At 67.9% G+C, this 580-nt stretch carries 1 protein-coding gene; it reads right to left on the bottom strand.

Annotation, left to right across the window (positions count from 1 at the left end):
• Nucleotides 1-580: ATP-binding protein (locus tag ABEA77_RS33860; protein WP_425588458.1), on the bottom strand; the 580-nt coding region annotated here is incomplete at both ends.

Below are 580 nucleotides of genomic sequence, written 5' to 3' on the forward strand. Positions count from 1 at the left end.
CATCCGCGACATCCGCACCACCACCCCCGGCACCACCACCACACACCGCCTCCGCAGCCGCCAGATCACACCCACCCGCGAACACCGACAACCGCCGCAACACCCCACGCTCACCCGCACCCAGCAGATCCCACGACCAGTCCACCACCGCACGCAACGTCTGCTGCCGCGGCAACACCGTACGACTCCCCCGACTCAACAACCGAAACCGGTCATCCAACCGATCCGCCACCTGACGCGGCGACAACAACCGCAACCGCGCAGCCGCCAACTCGATCGCCAACGGCAGACCGTCCAACCGACGACAGATCTCCCCCACCGCCCCCGCATCCACCCCCACATCAAAACCGGGCCGCACCGCACGCCCCCGCTCCCCGAACAACCGCACCGCCGGATCCACGGGCAACGGATCCACCGGACGCACCACCTCACCCGGCACCCCCAACGGCTCACGACTCGTCGCCAACACCGTCAACCCAGGACACCGCGTCAACAACACCTCAGCCAACTCCGCCGCCGCACCCACCACATGCTCACAGTTGTCCAACACCAACAGCACCCGCCGACGCGCCAGATGCTC

It is taken from the genome of Streptomyces tremellae, from assembly GCF_039540215.1.
In the GTDB taxonomy this organism is placed as follows: domain Bacteria; phylum Actinomycetota; class Actinomycetes; order Streptomycetales; family Streptomycetaceae; genus Streptomyces; species Streptomyces tremellae.